The sequence below is a fragment of the Pseudomonas sp. MWU349 genome (assembly GCF_017947325.1).
Lineage (GTDB): Bacteria > Pseudomonadota > Gammaproteobacteria > Pseudomonadales > Pseudomonadaceae > Aquipseudomonas > Aquipseudomonas protegens.
The window spans coordinates 187,212-204,610 of sequence record NZ_JAFEVP010000002.1 but is presented as its reverse complement, the minus strand read 5'-3'; the positions used below and the strand labels follow the sequence as shown (position 1 = coordinate 204,610).

14 protein-coding genes are annotated in these 17,399 nt (G+C 60.0%); 10 read left to right on the top strand and 4 right to left on the bottom strand.

The window, feature by feature from the left end:
* Nucleotides 1-341: 341 nt before the first annotated feature.
* The 4 genes from KCG88_RS08070 to KCG88_RS08055 all read right to left on the bottom strand — a co-directional run bounded on the left by KCG88_RS08070 (nucleotide 342) and on the right by KCG88_RS08055 (nucleotide 3,906).
* On the bottom strand, nucleotides 342-1,082 hold the full coding sequence (locus tag KCG88_RS08070) for a YciK family oxidoreductase (RefSeq protein WP_015636577.1): 741 nt from the start codon (nucleotides 1,080-1,082) through the stop codon (nucleotides 342-344).
* 56 nt (nucleotides 1,083-1,138) lie between these two features.
* The gene (mupP, locus tag KCG88_RS08065; RefSeq protein ID WP_011062589.1) at nucleotides 1,139-1,810 is read right to left on the bottom strand and encodes an N-acetylmuramic acid 6-phosphate phosphatase MupP; all 672 of its coding nucleotides are present in this window, start codon (nucleotides 1,808-1,810) and stop codon (nucleotides 1,139-1,141) included.
* Nucleotides 1,811-1,813: 3 nt separating this feature from the next.
* Nucleotides 1,814-2,512: a bifunctional 2-polyprenyl-6-hydroxyphenol methylase/3-demethylubiquinol 3-O-methyltransferase UbiG gene (ubiG, locus tag KCG88_RS08060; RefSeq protein ID WP_047288322.1), complete on the bottom strand. Its 699-nt coding sequence runs from the start codon at nucleotides 2,510-2,512 to the stop codon at nucleotides 1,814-1,816.
* Between the two features lie 62 nt (nucleotides 2,513-2,574).
* Nucleotides 2,575-3,906 (bottom strand): TRZ/ATZ family hydrolase, encoded by a 1,332-nt coding sequence (locus tag KCG88_RS08055; RefSeq protein WP_047288319.1) that lies wholly within the window; start codon nucleotides 3,904-3,906, stop codon nucleotides 2,575-2,577.
* Nucleotides 3,907-4,015: 109 nt separating this feature from the next.
* On the opposite strand from KCG88_RS08055, the gene mtnA reads away from it, so the two are divergent.
* From mtnA to ihfB, 10 genes are all read left to right on the top strand, one after another.
* Complete coding sequence (gene mtnA, locus KCG88_RS08050; protein WP_047337495.1) at nucleotides 4,016-5,092, top strand: S-methyl-5-thioribose-1-phosphate isomerase; 1,077 nt, start codon at nucleotides 4,016-4,018, stop codon at nucleotides 5,090-5,092.
* A gap of 354 nt (nucleotides 5,093-5,446) precedes the next feature.
* On the top strand, nucleotides 5,447-8,116 hold the full coding sequence (gene gyrA, locus KCG88_RS08045) for a DNA gyrase subunit A (RefSeq protein WP_047288315.1): 2,670 nt from the start codon (nucleotides 5,447-5,449) through the stop codon (nucleotides 8,114-8,116).
* Nucleotides 8,117-8,180: 64 nt separating this feature from the next.
* On the top strand, nucleotides 8,181-9,266 hold the full coding sequence (gene serC / locus KCG88_RS08040; RefSeq protein ID WP_047289019.1) for a 3-phosphoserine/phosphohydroxythreonine transaminase: 1,086 nt from the start codon (nucleotides 8,181-8,183) through the stop codon (nucleotides 9,264-9,266).
* Nucleotides 9,266-10,360 carry a prephenate dehydratase gene (pheA, locus tag KCG88_RS08035; protein WP_007939916.1) on the top strand — a complete coding sequence of 365 codons (1,095 nt, stop codon included), beginning with the start codon at nucleotides 9,266-9,268 and terminating at the stop codon, nucleotides 10,358-10,360. Before serC ends, pheA begins: the two co-directional genes overlap by 1 nt.
* A 10-nt stretch (nucleotides 10,361-10,370) precedes the next feature.
* Nucleotides 10,371-11,483, top strand: coding sequence for a histidinol-phosphate transaminase (hisC, locus tag KCG88_RS08030; protein WP_210712198.1), 1,113 nt, complete (start codon nucleotides 10,371-10,373; stop codon nucleotides 11,481-11,483).
* Nucleotides 11,484-11,511: 28 nt separating this feature from the next.
* On the top strand, nucleotides 11,512-13,719 hold the full coding sequence (locus tag KCG88_RS08025; protein ID WP_210712431.1) for a bifunctional prephenate dehydrogenase/3-phosphoshikimate 1-carboxyvinyltransferase: 2,208 nt from the start codon (nucleotides 11,512-11,514) through the stop codon (nucleotides 13,717-13,719).
* Nucleotides 13,716-14,405 (top strand): (d)CMP kinase, encoded by a 690-nt coding sequence (gene cmk, locus KCG88_RS08020; RefSeq protein ID WP_011062580.1) that lies wholly within the window; start codon nucleotides 13,716-13,718, stop codon nucleotides 14,403-14,405. The genes KCG88_RS08025 and cmk overlap by 4 nt, the downstream gene beginning before the upstream one ends.
* A 121-nt stretch (nucleotides 14,406-14,526) precedes the next feature.
* Nucleotides 14,527-16,221, top strand: a complete 1,695-nt coding sequence (rpsA, locus tag KCG88_RS08015) for a 30S ribosomal protein S1 (RefSeq protein WP_007931318.1) — start codon at nucleotides 14,527-14,529, stop codon at nucleotides 16,219-16,221.
* Nucleotides 16,222-16,422: 201 nt separating this feature from the next.
* Complete coding sequence (locus tag KCG88_RS08010; protein WP_210712197.1) at nucleotides 16,423-16,704, top strand: hypothetical protein; 282 nt, start codon at nucleotides 16,423-16,425, stop codon at nucleotides 16,702-16,704.
* A 141-nt stretch (nucleotides 16,705-16,845) separates the two neighbouring features.
* Complete coding sequence (gene ihfB / locus KCG88_RS08005; RefSeq protein WP_053153140.1) at nucleotides 16,846-17,142, top strand: integration host factor subunit beta; 297 nt, start codon at nucleotides 16,846-16,848, stop codon at nucleotides 17,140-17,142.
* The last annotated feature ends 257 nt before the right edge of the window (nucleotides 17,143-17,399 follow it).

The window sequence follows — 17,399 nt, the reverse complement described above, 5'->3', positions numbered from 1 at the left end:
CGGTCTAACTGCCTGGGTGAGAGCGGCTCAGAGCTGCGCGTCATACTGTTCCATCAGTCCCGTAGGACAACGCGCATATTTTAGGCCGTCTCGCCTGTGGCTATAAAGCCCTCAGCGCAAGCCGTTTCCCACAGTGTCAATGCACTGTGTATTGAGTGTCGTTAGAGCGAAACTCGTGCCATTCGGTTCATCTTGAGAAAACTTGTTTGGATTCAGCAGGTTGGATTTCGGCGTACAAAGGCTGTCATCAACAATGACATTTGTTTGGCTTGAAACCTACGCGGGGTAGGCATTGCCGAGGTGTCGCGACGGTATTCCGTCGCGACGAACGGGAGGGGGAGTTACTGCGCGTCGAAGGCTTGACCGTTGATCCCGGTGCTGTCCGGTCCCATCAGGTATAGATAGACCGGCATGATTTCTTCCGGGGTCGGATTGTTGCTGGGGTTTTCTCCCGGGTAGGCCTGGGCCCGCATGCTGGTGCGAGTGGCGCCTGGGTTGATGCTGTTGGCACGCACCGGAGCCACGGTGTCCAACTCGTCGGCCAGGGTCTGCATCAAGCCTTCGGTGGCGAATTTCGACACGCCGTAGGCGCCCCAGTAAGCCCGGCCCTTGCGGCCAACGCTGCTGGAGGTGAAGACCACCGAGGCATCCTGGGACAGCTTGAGCAGGGGCAGCAGTGTGCTGGTAAGCATGAACATGGCATTGACGTTGACTTGCATCACGCGCATGAAGTTCTCGCCGGATAGCTGCTCCAGAGGCGTGCGTGGGCCGATGATCGAGGCGTTGTGCAACAGGCCGTCGAGGTGGCCGAATTCGGTTTCGATCATGGCCGCCAGTTCGTCGTACTGGTGCGGCAGGGCGGTTTCCAGGTTGAACGGGATGACCGCCGGCTGCGGATGGCCGGCCGCCTCGATGGCGTCGTAGACCTCGGTCAGGTTGGCTTCGGTCTTGCCCAGCAGCAGCACGGTGGCGCCATGAGCGGCAAAGGTCTTGGCGGCGGCGGCGCCGATGCCACGACCGGCGCCGGTGACCAGAATGACCCGGTCCTTGAGCAGTTCTGGGCGAGCGGAATAATCAAACATAAAAGGCCTCAACAGAAATTGGATCGTCCCCGGCGCTTAGCCGGGCATGCCGCTGCTCAGCAGCTGCACAGCGCGTTGTCCAGAACCTGGCGCAGTTCCAGCGGGTGACTGACCACCACGTCGGCGCCCCAGTGCCGTGGGTTGTCGTCCGGATGGATATAGCCATAGGTCACCGCAGCGGTCCGGGTGCCCGCATCGCGGCCGGATTCGATATCCCGCAGGTCATCGCCGACAAACAGCACGCTGGACGGGGCCAGGTCTAGCATCTTGCAGGCCAGGATCAGCGGTTCGGGGTCGGGCTTGCTGTTCTTTACGTGGTCAGGGCAGATCAGTAGTGCCGAGCGCTCGGCCAGCCCCAGTTGCTGCATGATCGGCTCGGCGAAGCGCAGCGGCTTGTTGGTGACCACGCCCCAGACCAGGTGGGCCTTTTCGATATCTGCCAGCAGCTCGGCCATGCCGTCGAAGAGCTTGCTGTGCACGGCGCAATGCTTGAGGTAGCGCTCGAGAAACTCCAGGCGCAGTTCCTCGAAGCCCGGGGATTCGGGGTCCATCGAGAAGGTCACCGCCACCATGGCGCGGGCGCCGCCGGAGATTTCGTCGCGAATGTGCTGGTCGGCGATGGGCGGCAGGCCGCGATCACGGCGCATGCCCTGGCACACCGCGATGAAGTCCGGAGCGGTATCGAGCAGGGTGCCATCCATGTCGAAGAGAACGGCTCTGATAGCCATGTCTTACTCCTCTCGCAGGGTCTGGATCATGTAGTTGACGTCCACGTCCGGGGCCAGCTTGTAGTGCTTGGTTAGCGGGTTGTAGGTCAGGCCGATGATGTCCTTGACGGTCAGGCCGGCAGAGCGGCTCCAGGCACCAAGCTCGGATGGGCGGATGAATTTCTTGAAGTCGTGGGTGCCGCGTGGCAGCAGCTTCATGATGTATTCAGCGCCGATGATGGCGAACAGGTAGGCCTTGGGGTTGCGGTTGATGGTGGAGAAGAACACCTGGCCGCCGGGCTTGACCATGCGGAAGCAGGCGCGGATCACCGACGAAGGGTCCGGCACGTGCTCGAGCATTTCCAGGCAGGTGACCACGTCGAACTGCTCGGGCATTTCCTCGGCCAGGGCCTCGGCGGTGATCTGCCGGTATTCGACGTTGACGCCGGATTCCAGCTGGTGCAGTTGCGCCACCGCCAGCGGGGCCTCGCCCATGTCGATGCCGGTCACGCTGGCGCCGCGCTGGGCCATGGCTTCGCTGAGGATGCCGCCGCCGCAACCCACGTCGAGGACTTTCTTGCCCGCCAGGCCGACCCGTTCGTCGATCCAGTTGACCCGCAGGGGGTTGATGTCGTGCAGGGGCTTGAACTCGCTTTCACGGTCCCACCAGCGATGGGCCAGGGCTTCGAATTTGGCGATTTCAGCGTGGTCGACGTTGCTCATGGGTAGTGCTCCAAAGCTAGAAAATTCTCTGTCGGGCCTCGAGCCTGCGCTCAAGGCCCGGGTTATGGGTGGTGGCCGCTGATGCGCCGGGCCCAGTCGCGGGCGGTAGCGCCCAGCTGATGCTCGTCCAGGCGGGTCAGGCGTCGGTCATCCAGCAGTTGCTTGCCGGCGACCCATACATGTTTCACGCAGTCTCGGCCGGTGGCGTAGATCAGTTGCGACACCGGGTCGTAGATCGGCTGCTGGGCCAGGCCGGACAGGTCGAAGGCTGTCAGGTCTGCGGCCTTGCCGATTTCCAGGGAGCCCACTTGGCTTTCCAGGCCCATGGCCCTGGCGCCGTTGAGGGTAGCCATACGCAGTGCGCGATGGGCATCCAGGGCGGTAGCCGACCCGGCCACGGCCTTGGCCAGCAGCGCGGCGGTACGGGTTTCCCCCAGCAGGTCCAGGTCGTTGTTGCTGGCGGCGCCATCGGTGCCTACCGCCACGTTGACTCCGGCCTGCCACAGGCGTTCTACAGGGCAGAAGCCGCTGGCCAGTTTCAGGTTGGATTCCGGGCAGTGAATGACGCTGGTGTTGGTTTCTACCAGTAAAGCCAGGTCGTCATCGCTGATTTGGGTCATATGAACGGCCTGGAAGCGCGGTCCCAGCAGGCCCAGACGAGCCAGGCGCGCCAGCGGTCGCTCACCGTGCTGTTCTACGGATTGCTGCACCTCGTGGGCGGTCTCATGCACGTGCATGTGGATCGCTGCGTCGAGTTCTTCGGCAATGATCCGGATTTTTTCCAGGTTCTCGTCGCCAACGGTGTAGGGTGCATGAGGGCCGAAGGTGATGTTGATCCGCGGATGATGCTTGAGATCGCCGAACAGCTCTACGCCTTGGCGGATGGCTTCGTCGGCATCGTGGGCACCGGGAATCGGGAAGTCGAGAATGGGGATGGCGACCTGTGCTCGCATACCGCTGTTGTGCACCCGCTCACTGGCAACTTTCGGGAAGAAGTACATGTCCGAGAAACAGGTGATGCCACCTTTGATTTGCTCGGCGATGGCCAGGTCGGTGCCGTCGCGGACGAAGGCTTCATCCACCCACTTGGCTTCGGCGGGCCAGATGTGCTTTTCCAGCCAGGTCATCAGCGGTAGGTCATCGGCCAGGCCACGAAACAGGGTCATGGCGGCATGCCCGTGGGCGTTGATCAGGCCCGGGGTGAGCAGGGTGTCTGGCAGTTCGCGGGTTTGCGTGGCGCGATACTTCAAGGCCTCGGCGCGTGGGCCGATGAACACGATGTGCCCGTCGCGAATGCCCAAGCCGTGTTCCCTGAGGACGACGCCGGCCGGCTCCACCGGCACCAGCCAGGTCGGGAGCAGCAGCAGGTCGAGCGCAATGTCGCGGTTCGGCATCGAATATCGGTCCAGGGCTTTATATAAAAGGATGGCGAAGTATACCCGAGCGTCCTGGCAGGGGGATCGCTATAATCGGCGGCTTTTGTTCATGAGTGCGGGGTGAGGGATGCGCGATCGTCTGTTGGCTGCGGAGAAAGTCAGGGCCATTGAATGGCGGGATAGCACTCTGTACCTGCTCGATCAGCGGGCCTTGCCTTTCGAGGAATCCTGGGTTGCCTATGACAGCGCCGCAGGAGTGGCCGAGGCGATTCGCTCGATGGTGGTCTGTGGGGCGCCGGCCATTGGCATCTGTGCTGCCTACGGCCTGGTTCTGGCGGCGCGAGGACGATTTGTCGCAGGGGGCGACTGGTTTGCGTCGCTGGAAGAGGATTTCACCTTGCTGGCGGATGCCGCTCCTGCGGCAGTGAATCTGTCCTGGGCGCTCAATCGCATGCGCGAGCGCCTGGAGCGGGTCAGGGAACATGCCGACCCGTTGGCAGCGCTGGAAGCTGAAGCCCTGGCCATTCATGAGAGCGATCGCGAAGCCAACCTGACCATGGCTCAGCTGGGGGTGGACCTGATCCGGCGGCATCAGGGCAACCCCCAGGCCCTGTTGACTCACAGCAATACCGGCGCCCTGGCCACCGGTGGCTTCGGCACGGCCCTGGGTGTGGTTCGCGCAGCCTGGCTGGAAGGCATGGTGGAGCGGGTCTACGCCGATGAAACCCGGCCCTGGTTGCAGGGCGCGCGCCTGACCGCCTGGGAGCTGGCCAGTGAAGGCATTCCGGTAACGGTAAATGTCGATGCCGCCGCCGCGCACATCATGAAGACCAAGGGCGTGACCTGGGTCGTGGTAGGGGCGGACCGCATCACTGCCAATGGCGATGTAGCGAGCCAGATCGGCACTTACCAGCTGGCGGTCAATGCCATGCACCACGGCGTGCGCTTCATGGTGGTGGCGCCCAGCTCGAGCATCGACATGAGCCTTGCCAGCGGTGACGACATTCCCTCGGCAGAGCGGGCGGGCGAGGAGTTGCTGGAGATCGCGGGCAAGCGCATGGGGGAGGGGATAGAAGGCTTCAATCCGCTGTTCGATGTCACGCCAGCGGACCTGATCGATGCCATCGTCACCGAGAAGGGTATTGTCGAGCGGCCGGATACGGCCAAGATGACTCAATTGATGTGCCGCAAGCGCTTGCACTGACGAGTGCCCGGGCAGTTTGTCGCTGCCGGCTTCCCGGGAAAGCTGCCAGCTCAGTAAAAAGCCCTTAATTGGGTGCGAATTTGGCCTCTGAGCCCCTCTCGTCTCTTATCAGGCTGTCACCGGTCAACTAACTATGCTCCATGCGCGTCAGGGGGATAGGTGCGTGGCGGCGATTGTGATAACATCCGGCGGTTTCCAAGGTGGTCCGATGCGGCTGCCTTCACTGCGCAAATCCATGGCATAACTTGTTGATTTGTCGTAAGTCGGTGCATGGCACTAGGCCTGCAGCGGCGAGCTTCGTTCGTCCCATATGGATGTGACGAAGTTTCACCAGAAAAAGGAATCAGGCTTCTCATGGGCGAACTGGCCAAAGAAATCCTCCCGGTCAATATCGAAGACGAGCTGAAACAGTCCTACCTCGACTACGCGATGAGCGTAATCGTCGGGCGGGCACTGCCTGATGCGCGCGATGGCTTGAAGCCCGTGCACCGGCGTGTGCTGTACGCGATGAGCGAGCTCGGTAACGACTGGAACAAGCCGTACAAGAAATCTGCCCGTGTTGTCGGTGACGTGATCGGTAAGTATCACCCGCACGGTGATACCGCGGTGTACGACACCATCGTTCGTATGGCCCAGCCATTCTCCCTGCGCTACCTGCTGGTAGACGGCCAGGGTAACTTCGGTTCGGTCGACGGCGACAACGCGGCGGCCATGCGATACACCGAAGTACGCATGACCAAGCTGGCGCACGAGCTGCTGGCCGACCTGCACAAGGAAACCGTGGACTGGGTGCCGAACTACGACGGCACCGAGATGATCCCGGCGGTCATGCCGACCAAGATCCCCAACCTGCTGGTCAACGGTTCCAGCGGTATCGCCGTGGGCATGGCGACCAACATTCCGCCGCACAACCTCGGTGAAGTCATCGATGGTTGCCTGGCGCTGATCGACAACCCCGAGCTGACTGTCGACGACCTGATGCAATACATCCCCGGTCCGGACTTTCCGACCGCGGCGATCATCAACGGTCGTGAAGGCATCATCGAGGCTTATCGCACCGGCCGTGGCCGCATCTATATGCGTGCCCGCTCGATCATCGAAGACATCGACAAGGTTGGCGGCCGCCAGCAGATCGTCATCACCGAACTGCCTTACCAGCTGAACAAGGCGCGGCTGATCGAGAAGATCGCCGAGCTGGTGAAAGAGAAGAAGCTGGAAGGCATCACCGAGCTGCGTGACGAGTCCGACAAGGACGGTATGCGCGTCGTGATCGAGCTGCGTCGCGGCGAAGTGCCTGAGGTGATCCTCAATAACCTCTACGCCCAGACCCAGCTGCAAGCGGTGTTCGGCATCAACATCGTGGCGCTGATCGACGGCCGTCCGCGCATCCTCAATCTCAAGGATCTGCTGGAAGCCTTCGTTCGTCACCGTCGTGAAGTCGTGACCCGCCGCACCGTGTTCGAGCTGCGCAAGGCCCGTGAGCGTGGCCATATCCTTGAAGGCCAGGCCGTTGCCCTGTCCAATATCGATCCGGTGATCGCTCTGATCAAGGCTTCGCCGACACCGTCGGAAGCCAAGGAAGCGCTGATCAGCACCCCTTGGGAATCCAGCGCGGTGATGACCATGGTCGAGCGTGCCGGTGCGGATTCCTGCCGTCCGGAAAACCTCGATCCGCAATACGGTCTGCGCGACGGCAAGTACTTCCTGTCCCCGGAGCAGGCGCAAGCCATTCTGGAACTGCGTCTGCACCGCCTGACCGGCCTCGAACACGAAAAACTGCTGGCCGAGTACCAGGAGATCCTCAACCAGATCGGCGAGCTGATCCGCATCCTCAATAGCGCCACGCGCCTGATGGAAGTGATCCGCGAAGAGCTGGAAGTGATCCGCGCCGAATACGGCGACGTGCGCCGCACCGAGATTCTCGATGCCCGCCTCGACCTGACCCTGGGTGACATGATCCCGGAAGAAGAGCGTGTGGTGACCATTTCCCACGGCGGCTACGCCAAGACCCAGCCGCTGGCTGCCTACCAGGCCCAGCGTCGTGGCGGTAAAGGCAAGTCGGCCACAGGCGTCAAGGATGAGGACTACATCGCTCACCTGCTGGTTGCCAACAGCCACACCACGCTGCTGCTGTTCTCCAGCAAGGGCAAGGTGTACTGGCTGAAGACTTATGAAATTCCTGAAGCATCCCGTGCCGCCCGCGGTCGTCCGCTGGTCAACCTGCTACCGCTGGATGAGGGTGAATACATCACCACCATGCTGCCGGTCGAGGAGTACACCGAAGGTCACTACATCTTCATGGCGACCGCCAACGGCACCGTGAAGAAGACCCCGCTGGAATCCTTCAGCCGTCAGCGCAGCGTGGGCCTGATCGCCCTGGAGCTGGACGAAGGCGACGTGCTGATCAGTGCCGCCATCACCGATGGCGAGCGTGAAGTCATGCTGTTCTCCGATGGCGGCAAGGTCACTCGCTTCAAGGAGTCCGACGTGCGGGCCATGGGCCGTACCGCTCGCGGCGTGCGCGGCATGCGCCTGGCGGAAGGCCAGAAGCTGATTTCCATGCTGATCCCGGAAGAAGGCAGCCAGATCCTTACCGCCTCCGAGCGTGGTTTCGGCAAGCGTACCGCCATTGGCGAGTTCCCCGAGTACAAGCGTGGCGGCCAGGGCGTTATCGCCATGGTCAGCAACGAGCGTAACGGGCGCCTGGTTGGCGCGGTTCAGGTGCTGGATGGTGAAGAGATCATGCTGATTTCCGATCAGGGCACCCTGGTGCGTACCCGTGTCGACGAAGTGTCGAGCCTGGGTCGTAACACCCAAGGCGTGACCCTGATCAAGCTGGCCAGCGATGAAACCCTGGTGGGCCTGGAGCGGGTGCAGGAGCCATCGGAAATCGAGGGCGAAGAGTTCGAAGGTGAAGAGGGTGCTGAATCCGAGGGAGCCGTGCTGGATGCGGTTGCCGATACCGATGAGGCAGCCGAAGGCCAACGGGCAGACGCCGCAGGCGAAGAAGAGTCGCAAGACTAAATAAATCGTAGCAGGGCAGAGTGTTTGCTCTGTCCGCTACCGTGAATGCATAGCGAGAGTGGATGTGAGCAAACGAGCCTATAACTTCTGCGCAGGTCCCGCTGCGCTACCTGAAGCTGTCCTGTTGCGTGCCCAGGCCGAACTGCTGGATTGGCATGGCAAGGGCCTGTCGGTCATGGAAATGAGCCATCGCAGTGATGAGTTCGTCTCCATTGCCACCAAGGCCGAGCAGGATCTGCGTGATCTGCTGAATATCCCCTCGAACTATAAAGTGCTGTTTCTGCAAGGCGGCGCCAGCCAGCAATTTGCCCAGATTCCACTGAACCTGCTGCCTGAAGGCGGCAAGGCCGACTACATCGACACCGGTATCTGGTCGCAGAAAGCCATCGAAGAGGCTTCCCGCTACGGTCAGGTCAATGTCGCGGCCACCGCCAAGCCTTACGACTACTTTGCGATTCCCGGCCAGAACGAATGGCAGCTGTCGAAAGATGCCGCCTACGTGCACTACGCGCCGAACGAAACCATCGGCGGCCTGGAGTTCAACTGGATCCCGGAAACCGGCGATGTTCCCCTGGTGGCCGACATGTCGTCCGACATCCTCTCGCGCCCTGTGGATATCTCCCGTTTCGGCATGATCTACGCCGGGGCGCAGAAGAACATCGGCCCCAGCGGCATCCTGGTGAACATCGTTCGCGAAGACTTGCTGGGGCGTGCCCGTTCGCTGTGCCCGACCATGCTCGACTACAAGGTCGCGGCGGACAACGGCTCGATGTACAACACGCCGCCGACCTTGGCCTGGTACCTGTCCGGCCTGGTGTTCGAATGGCTCAAGGAGCAGGGCGGGGTTGAAGTCATGGCCAAGCTCAATGAGGCCAAGCAGCGCACCCTGTACGATTTCATCGACGCCAGCGGCCTGTACAGCAACCCGATCAACAAGACCGACCGCTCCTGGATGAACGTACCGTTCCGTCTGGCCGACGATCGCCTGGACAAACCGTTCCTGGTGGGCGCCGAAGCTCGCGGCCTGTTGAACCTCAAGGGCCACCGCTCGGTGGGTGGCATGCGCGCTTCCATCTACAACGCCGTGGACATCAACGCAGTCAATGCGCTGGTGGCCTACATGGCGGAGTTCGAGAAGGAACACGGCTGATGTCTGAGCAAGAACTCAAGGCCCTGCGCCTGCGCATTGACGCCCTGGACGAGAAGGTTCTGGAGCTGATCAGTGAGCGTGCGCGGTGCGCCCAGGAAGTTGCCCGGGTGAAGATGGCTTCCCTGGCAGAAGGCGAAGTGCCGGTGTTCTACCGTCCCGAGCGTGAAGCCCAGGTGCTCAAGCGGGTGATGGAGCGCAACCAGGGGCCGCTGGGCAATGAAGAGATGGCGCGCTTGTTCCGCGAAATCATGTCTTCGTGCCTGGCCCTGGAGCAGCCATTGAAAGTGGCTTATCTCGGCCCTGAAGGCACCTTCACCCAGGCTGCGGCCATGAAGCACTTCGGTCATGCGGTGATCAGCAAGCCGATGGCGGCGATCGACGAGGTGTTCCGTGAAGTGGCGGCCGGCGCCGTGAACTTCGGCGTGGTGCCGGTGGAAAACTCCACCGAGGGTGCGGTCAACCACACCCTCGACAGCTTCCTCGAGCACGACATGGTGATCTGCGGTGAAGTCGAACTGCGCATTCACCATCATCTGCTGGTGGGCGAGAACACCAAGACCGACAGCATCAGTCGCATCTATTCCCATGCCCAGTCCCTGGCCCAGTGCCGCAAGTGGCTGGACGCCCATTACCCGAATGTCGAGCGCGTGGCGGTGTCCAGCAATGCCGAGGCGGCCAAGCGGGTCAAGGGCGAGTGGAACTCGGCGGCGATCGCCGGCGACATGGCGGCAGGCCTGTATGGCCTGACGCGCCTGGCAGAGAAAATCGAGGATCGTCCGGACAACTCCACGCGCTTTTTGATGATCGGTAATCAGGAAGTGCCGCCGACCGGCGACGACAAGACCTCGATCATCGTGTCCATGAGCAACAAGCCCGGTGCCTTGCACGAGCTGTTGGTGCCATTCCACGACAATGGCATCGACCTGACGCGAATCGAGACCCGACCTTCGCGCAGTGGCAAATGGACCTATGTGTTCTTCATCGACTTCGTCGGCCACCACCGTGATCCGTTGGTCAAGGGTGTGCTGGAAAAGATCAGTCAGGAAGCAGTAGCACTCAAGGTGCTGGGTTCCTACCCGAAAGCGGTTCTCTGAGGCTTTAACAATGAGTGGCGACTTCCTCGCACTGGCACAACCAGGCGTGCAACAACTTTCGCCTTACGTTCCGGGCAAGCCCGTGGACGAACTGGCCCGTGAGCTGGACATCGATCCGGCCACCATCGTCAAGCTGGCGAGCAATGAAAATCCGCTGGGCGCCAGCCCCAAGGCCCTGGCGGCGATTCGCGACGAGCTGGCCGAGCTGACCCGGTATCCGGATGGCAACGGTTTTGCTCTCAAGTCCCTGCTGGCCAAGCGCTGCGGCGTGGAAATCGACCAGGTGACCCTGGGCAACGGTTCCAACGACATTCTGGAACTGGTGGCTCGTGCCTACCTGGCGCCTGGCTTGAATGCGGTGTTCAGCGAGCACGCATTTGCCGTCTACCCCATCGTTACCCAGGCTGTCGGCGCCCAGGCTCGCGTGGTTCCGGCCAAGAGCTGGGGGCATGACCTGCCAGCCATGCTCAAGGCGATCGATGATCGGACCCGCGTGGTGTTCATCGCCAACCCGAACAACCCGACCGGCACCTGGTTCGGTGCCGAGGAGCTGGACGAGTTTTTGCAGGATGTACCGGCCCACGTGCTGGTGGTGCTGGACGAGGCCTATATCGAGTACGCCGAAGGCAGCGACCTGCCGGATGGCCTGGACTTCCTGGCGGCCTACCCGAACCTGCTGGTTTCGCGAACCTTCTCCAAGGCCTATGGCCTGGCTGCCCTGCGGGTCGGTTATGGGCTGTCGACCCCGGTGGTGGCGGATGTGCTGAACCGTGTGCGCCAGCCTTTCAACGTCAACAGCCTGGCCTTGGCCGCGGCTTGCGCCGCACTTGAGGATGTGGGCTACCTGGCCGAGAGTCGTCGTCTGAACGAGGCCGGCATGCAGCAGTTGGAGGCGGGGTTCCGTGATCTGGGCCTGAGCTGGATTCCTTCCAAGGGCAATTTCATTGCCGTGGACCTGGGGCGTGAGGCTGCGTCGATCTTCCAGGGGTTGTTGCGCGAGGGGGTGATCGTGCGTCCGGTGGCCAACTACGGCATGCCGAATCATTTGCGTATCACCATCGGCCTGCCGGCGGAAAATACTCGTTTCCTTGAGGCTTTGGCCAAGGTTCTGGCCCGTGGTTGATGTCATTCCAATGCAATCTGCTGTGCCTATGATCGGTCGCCTGGTGGTGATCGGCCTGGGGTTGATTGGCGGTTCCTTTGCCAAGGGTTTGCGTGAAAGTGGCCTGTGTCGTGAGGTCGTCGGTGTCGATCTGGATCCCCAGTCCCGCCGGTTGGCGGTCGAGCTGGGGGTGGTGGATCGCTGTGAAGAGGATCTGGTCCTGGCTTGCCAGGGCGCCGATGTGATTCAACTGGCGGTGCCGATCCTGGCCATGGAAAAGCTGCTGGCTCTGCTTGCCGGCATGGATCTGGGCCAGGCGGTGCTGACCGATGTCGGCAGCGCCAAAGGCAATGTGGTGCGCGCTGCGCAAGAAGCTTTTGGCGGCATGCCTGCACGTTTTGTCCCGGGGCATCCCATTGCGGGCTCCGAGCAGAGTGGTGTGGAAGCCTCCAACGCGCAGCTGTTTCGTCGGCACAAGGTGATCCTCACGCCTCTGGAGCAGACTGATGCCGCGGCGCTGGACCTGGTCGACAGGCTTTGGCGTGAGCTGGGGGCGGATGTCGAGCACATGCAGGTCGAGCGTCACGATGAAGTCCTGGCGGCGACCAGCCATTTGCCGCACCTGCTGGCGTTCGGTCTGGTCGATTCCCTGGCCAAGCGCAGTGAAAATCTCGATATCTTCCGTTACGCTGCGGGCGGGTTCCGCGATTTCACGAGAATCGCCGGCAGCGACCCGGTCATGTGGCACGACATCTTCCTTGCCAATCGCGAGGCGGTACTGCGCACACTCGATACATTTCGCAACGACCTCGACGCTCTGCGTGACGCGGTCGATGCAGGGGACGGGCATCAATTGTTGGGCGTATTCACTCGCGCCCGGGTTGCCCGCGAGCATTTCGGTAAAATCCTGGCCCGCCGGGCCTATGTGGACGCTATGAACTCCAACGATCTGATTTTCCTGGCAAATCCTGGTGGCCGCCTGTCTGGGCGGATTCGTGTACCGGGCGACAAGTCGATTTCTCACCGCTCGATCATGCTCGGCTCGCTCGCTGAGGGCACCACTGAAGTGGAAGGTTTCCTCGAGGGTGAAGACGCTCTGGCGACCTTGCAGGCTTTCCGCGACATGGGCGTGGTCATCGAAGGGCCGCATCATGGTCGTGTGACCATTCATGGTGTTGGCTTGCACGGCTTGAAGCCGGCTCCAGGGCCGATCTACCTGGGGAACTCCGGTACCTCGATGCGCCTGCTGTCGGGCTTGCTGGCTGCACAAAGCTTCGATAGCACGTTGACTGGCGATCCGTCCCTGTCCAAGCGTCCGATGAATCGTGTGGCGAACCCGCTGCGGGAAATGGGCGCGGTCATTGAGACGGCTGCCGAGGGCCGCCCGCCGATGGTGATTCGTGGCGGTCACAAGCTCAAGGGGCTGACCTACACCTTGCCGATGGCCAGTGCCCAGGTTAAATCCTGCCTGCTGTTGGCAGGTTTATATGCCGAAGGGAAAACCACGGTAACCGAGCCGGCTCCGACCCGTGACCATACCGAGCGCATGCTGCGAGGCTTCGGTTACTCGGTGAGTGTCGACGGCGCCACGGCCTCGGTCGAGTCCGGCGGCAAGCTCAAGGCAACCCATATTGAGGTGCCTGCCGATATTTCTTCCGCGGCGTTCTTCCTGGTGGCCGCATCCATTGCCGAAGGTTCCGAACTGGTGCTGGAGCATGTGGGGATCAACCCGACCCGTACAGGTGTGATCGATATCCTGCGGTTGATGGGCGCTGACATTCGTCTGGAAAACCAGCGCGAAGTGGGTGGCGAGCCGGTTGCCGACCTGCATGTGCGCGCCGCCAAGCTCAAGGGGATCGAGATTCCCGAAGATTTGGTACCGCTGGCAATCGATGAATTCCCTGTGTTGTTCGTCGCGGCCGCTTGCGCCGAAGGGCGCACGGTGCTGCGTGGCGCTGAGGAATTGCGGGTCAAGGAGTCTGACCGTATCCAGGTGATGGCTGATGGCCTGCTGACCCTGGGGGTCAAGTGCGAACCGACCCCGGACGGGATCATCATTGAGGGTGGCCAGATCGGCGGCGGGGAGGTTCATGGGCATGGTGACCATCGTATCGCCATGGCTTTCAGTGTTGCCTCGCTGCGCGCCAACGCACCGATCCGCATTCATGACTGCGCCAACGTCGCGACCTCGTTCCCGAACTTCCTTGCGCTGTGCGCGCAGGTGGGGATCCGTGTCGCGCAAGAGGCTCAGTCGTGAATATCAAGGCCCCGGTGATCACCATCGATGGGCCGAGTGGTTCGGGTAAGGGCACCATTGCTGGCAAGCTGGCCAAGCATCTGGGCTGGTGCCTGCTGGACTCCGGGGCGCTGTACCGGCTACTGGCGTTCGCTGCGCGCAATCATGGCGTCGATCTGACCAACGAAGAGTCGCTGAAATTGTTGGCGGCTCACTTGGATGTGCAGTTTCTCGGAGCTACCGAGAACCATCCGCAACGGATCATTCTTGAGGGTGATGACGTGACGGATGATCTGCGCAACGAGCAGGTCGGGGCCTGGGCTTCTCAGGTTGCGGCGTTGCCTGCTGTGCGAGACGCCCTTCTGCAGCGTCAGCGTGCCTTTCAGGAGCCGCCAGGGTTGGTTGCCGATGGCCGCGACATGGGAACCGTGGTGTTTCCCGACGCTCCGTTGAAGATTTTCCTGACGGCCAGTGCCGAGGAGCGTGCTCGTCGCCGTTACTTGCAGTTGAAGGGAAAGGTCGATGGTGTTAGTCTGTCGAGTCTGCTAGATGAGATACGTGCGCGTGATGAGCGCGATACCCAGCGAGCGGTGGCCCCGCTCAAGCCGGCGGCTGACGCCATACAGCTGGATTCCACGGAGTTGTCCATCGATCAGGTGTTGCAACGCATCTTGAGTGAAATCGCCATTCGCGATATCGCCGGGTGAACAAGAAGGATTGCAGGGGACCAGTCATAGTCCTGCGATCATTCTTTTATATGAACGTAACCCACATCGTCTGGGATGTGGCAGATGGGCGGATTCTTCGCCCTTATCAACAGGAATTAAAATGAGCGAAAGCTTTGCGGAACTCTTTGAAGAAAGCCTAAAAACCCTGAACCTTCAGGCAGGCTCCATCATCACCGGTGTTATCGTCGACATCGACTACCAAGCGCGTTGGGTAACCGTTCACGCTGGTCTGAAGTCTGAAGCGCTGATCCCGCTTGAGCAGTTCTACAACGATGCTGGCGAACTGTCCATCAATGTTGGTGATGAAGTTCACGTTGCTCTGGATTCGGTTGAAGACGGCTTTGGTGAAACCAAGCTCTCCCGTGAAAAAGCCAAGCGCGCTGAATGCTGGATCGTTCTGGAAGCAGCCTTCGCAGCCGAAGAAGTGGTCAAGGGCGTTATCAACGGTAAGGTTAAAGGCGGCTTCACTGTCGACGTTAACGGCATCCGTGCGTTCCTGCCAGGTTCTCTGGTTGACGTCCGTCCAGTGCGCGACACCACGCACCTGGAAGGCAAAGAGCTCGAGTTTAAAGTCATCAAACTCGACCAGAAGCGCAACAACGTTGTCGTTTCCCGCCGCAGCGTCCTCGAAGCCGAGAACTCCGCTGAGCGTGAGGCTCTGCTGGAATCCCTGCAGGAAGGTCAGCAAGTCAAAGGTATCGTCAAGAACCTCACCGATTACGGCGCATTCGTCGATCTGGGTGGCGTCGATGGCCTGCTGCACATCACCGACATGGCTTGGAAGCGTATCAAGCATCCTTCCGAAATCGTCAACGTTGGCGACGAGATCGATGTCAAGGTTCTGAAGTACGATCGCGAGCGCAATCGTGTTTCCCTGGGCCTGAAGCAACTGGGCGAAGATCCATGGGTTGCTATCAAGGCTCGTTACCCAGAAAGCACCCGCGTTACCGCTCGTGTAACCAACCTGACCGACTACGGCTGCTTCGCAGAGCTGGAAGAAGGCGTGGAAGGCCTGGTACACGTTTCGGAAATGGACTGGACCAACAAGAACATCCACCCTTCGAAAGTCGTACAAGTCGGCGACGAAGTGGAAGTTATGGTTCTGGACATCGACGAAGAGCGTCGTCGTATCTCCCTCGGCATCAAGCAGTGCAAGTCCAACCCGTGGGAAGACTTCTCTGGCCAGTTCAACAAGGGCGATAAAATCTCCGGCACCATCAAGTCGATCACCGATTTCGGTATCTTCATTGGTCTGGACGGTGGCATCGACGGTCTGGTTCACCTGTCCGACATCTCCTGGAACGAAGTGGGCGAAGAAGCCGTACGCCGTTTCAAGAAGGGCGACGAGCTGGACACCGTTATCCTGTCGGTTGACCCAGAGCGCGAGCGCATCTCCCTGGGTATCAAGCAACTGGAAAGCGATCCGTTCTCCGAGTACGTTCAAGAGAACGACAAAGGCGCAATCGTTAAGGGTGTTGTAAAAGAAGTTGACGCCAAAGGCGCCATCATCACCCTGGCTAACGATATCGAAGCTACTCTGAAAGCCTCCGAAATCAGCCGTGACCGCATCGAAGATGCACGTAACGTTCTGAAAGAAGGCGAAGAAGTTGAAGCCAAGATCATCAGCGTTGACCGTAAGAGCCGTGTAATCCAGCTCTCGATCAAGTCGAAAGACGTTGAAGACGAGAAAGAAGCTATCCAAAGCCTGCGCGACAAGCCAGCTGCTTCGGATATCGCTGCTGGTCCTACCACTCTGGGTGACCTGCTGCGTGCACAAATGGAAAAGCAGAACTAAGTTCTGTCAGACCATAAAAAGGGCGACTTCGGTCGCCCTTTTTTATGCCTGAAATTTGAGAAGGTCAGAGCAGAGTGCTGGGGGGAAACCAATCTTTGCAATGAGTTGTCTCTTTCTTAAGTGGGGTGGCTGCCGAATCAGGGTCTAGGCTTACCCAGTGGATGCATTACTCAAGCAGCATAAGCTGCCTTAAGGAAGAGTATGAGCAGGTTGGGTGTAGTAGTTTTGATGCTTCTTTTGGCTGGGTGTACGACCAATGTAAAGACCCATGTGGTGCGCGGGGTCAGTGGCATAGAGATCGACTGTTCGGGGCTGGGGTCGGATTGGGACAAATGCTACAAGCGTGCTGCGCGTGAGTGTAAGCCCAATGGCTACAAGGTCATCACCAAATCCAGTGCTGCCAAGGATGAGGAGGGGGATTATCTCTTCGGTTGGAATCCGGCGGGTTATCTGACCCGAACGATGCTGGTCGTGTGTCGATAGAGCCGCTTTGCGTTTTTGTCACTGCATCTTCTGCAAAAAAAGGAGTTTGTATCAGCGTGGCAGATGGGCTGTTCAAAACCCTCAGAGCATGCTAAAACCTTTGAAGCACTGACCTAGCTGCTTGAAAAAGAAGGGAAAAATATGACGAAGTCGGAGTTGATCGAACGAATTGTCACCCATCAAGGGCTGCTCTCATCCAAGGATGTCGAGTTGGCCATCAAGACGATGCTTGAACAGATGTCTCAATGCCTGGCCACTGGCGATCGAATTGAGATCCGAGGCTTTGGTAGCTTTTCGCTTCACTATCGCGCACCTCGGGTGGGTCGTAATCCAAAAACAGGTCAGTCAGTTAGCTTGGATGGAAAGTTCGTTCCCCACTTTAAGCCGGGTAAGGAGCTTCGTGATCGAGTTAACGAAGAGGAGGTGGATGGCCTGTGAAACTAAGATAAAAGCGCTCTAAATGAAGTTGCTTTTAGTATGCTTTTCGCTCGTAGAGTAAGGCGGAATGCTTGTCGTTGATCGAATAGGTCATTGGCTTGAATCGGATCGCTTTTAAGCTTTTTTATAGTGTCGGTCTTGGGTTTCTCCTAGAGCCTTCCTTGTTTCTACCGTCTTAAAATCTCGCAGGGTTGATTGTTCTTCTTTCAGCCGAAGTGGACTTTGATTAATTTTGATATTGTGAATGATGCTTTGCT

Bases quoted from the DNA above. Each gene is read 5' to 3' on its own strand.
- ubiG (WP_047288322.1), bottom strand. From the start codon at position 2,512: ATGAGCAACGTCGACCACGCTGAAATCGCCAAATTCGAAGCCCTGGCC.
- gyrA (WP_047288315.1), top strand. From the start codon at position 5,447: ATGGGCGAACTGGCCAAAGAAATCCTCCCGGTCAATATCGAAGACGAG.
- mtnA (WP_047337495.1), top strand. From the start codon at position 4,016: ATGCGCGATCGTCTGTTGGCTGCGGAGAAAGTCAGGGCCATTGAATGG.
- KCG88_RS08025 (WP_210712431.1), top strand. From the start codon at position 11,512: ATGATCGGTCGCCTGGTGGTGATCGGCCTGGGGTTGATTGGCGGTTCC.
- KCG88_RS08010 (WP_210712197.1), top strand. From the start codon at position 16,423: ATGAGCAGGTTGGGTGTAGTAGTTTTGATGCTTCTTTTGGCTGGGTGT.
- KCG88_RS08055 (WP_047288319.1), bottom strand. From the start codon at position 3,906: ATGCCGAACCGCGACATTGCGCTCGACCTGCTGCTGCTCCCGACCTGG.
- mupP (WP_011062589.1), bottom strand. From the start codon at position 1,810: ATGGCTATCAGAGCCGTTCTCTTCGACATGGATGGCACCCTGCTCGAT.
- hisC (WP_210712198.1), top strand. From the start codon at position 10,371: ATGAGTGGCGACTTCCTCGCACTGGCACAACCAGGCGTGCAACAACTT.
- KCG88_RS08070 (WP_015636577.1), bottom strand. From the start codon at position 1,082: ATGTTTGATTATTCCGCTCGCCCAGAACTGCTCAAGGACCGGGTCATT.
- pheA (WP_007939916.1), top strand. From the start codon at position 9,266: ATGTCTGAGCAAGAACTCAAGGCCCTGCGCCTGCGCATTGACGCCCTG.
- rpsA (WP_007931318.1), top strand. From the start codon at position 14,527: ATGAGCGAAAGCTTTGCGGAACTCTTTGAAGAAAGCCTAAAAACCCTG.
- ihfB (WP_053153140.1), top strand. From the start codon at position 16,846: ATGACGAAGTCGGAGTTGATCGAACGAATTGTCACCCATCAAGGGCTG.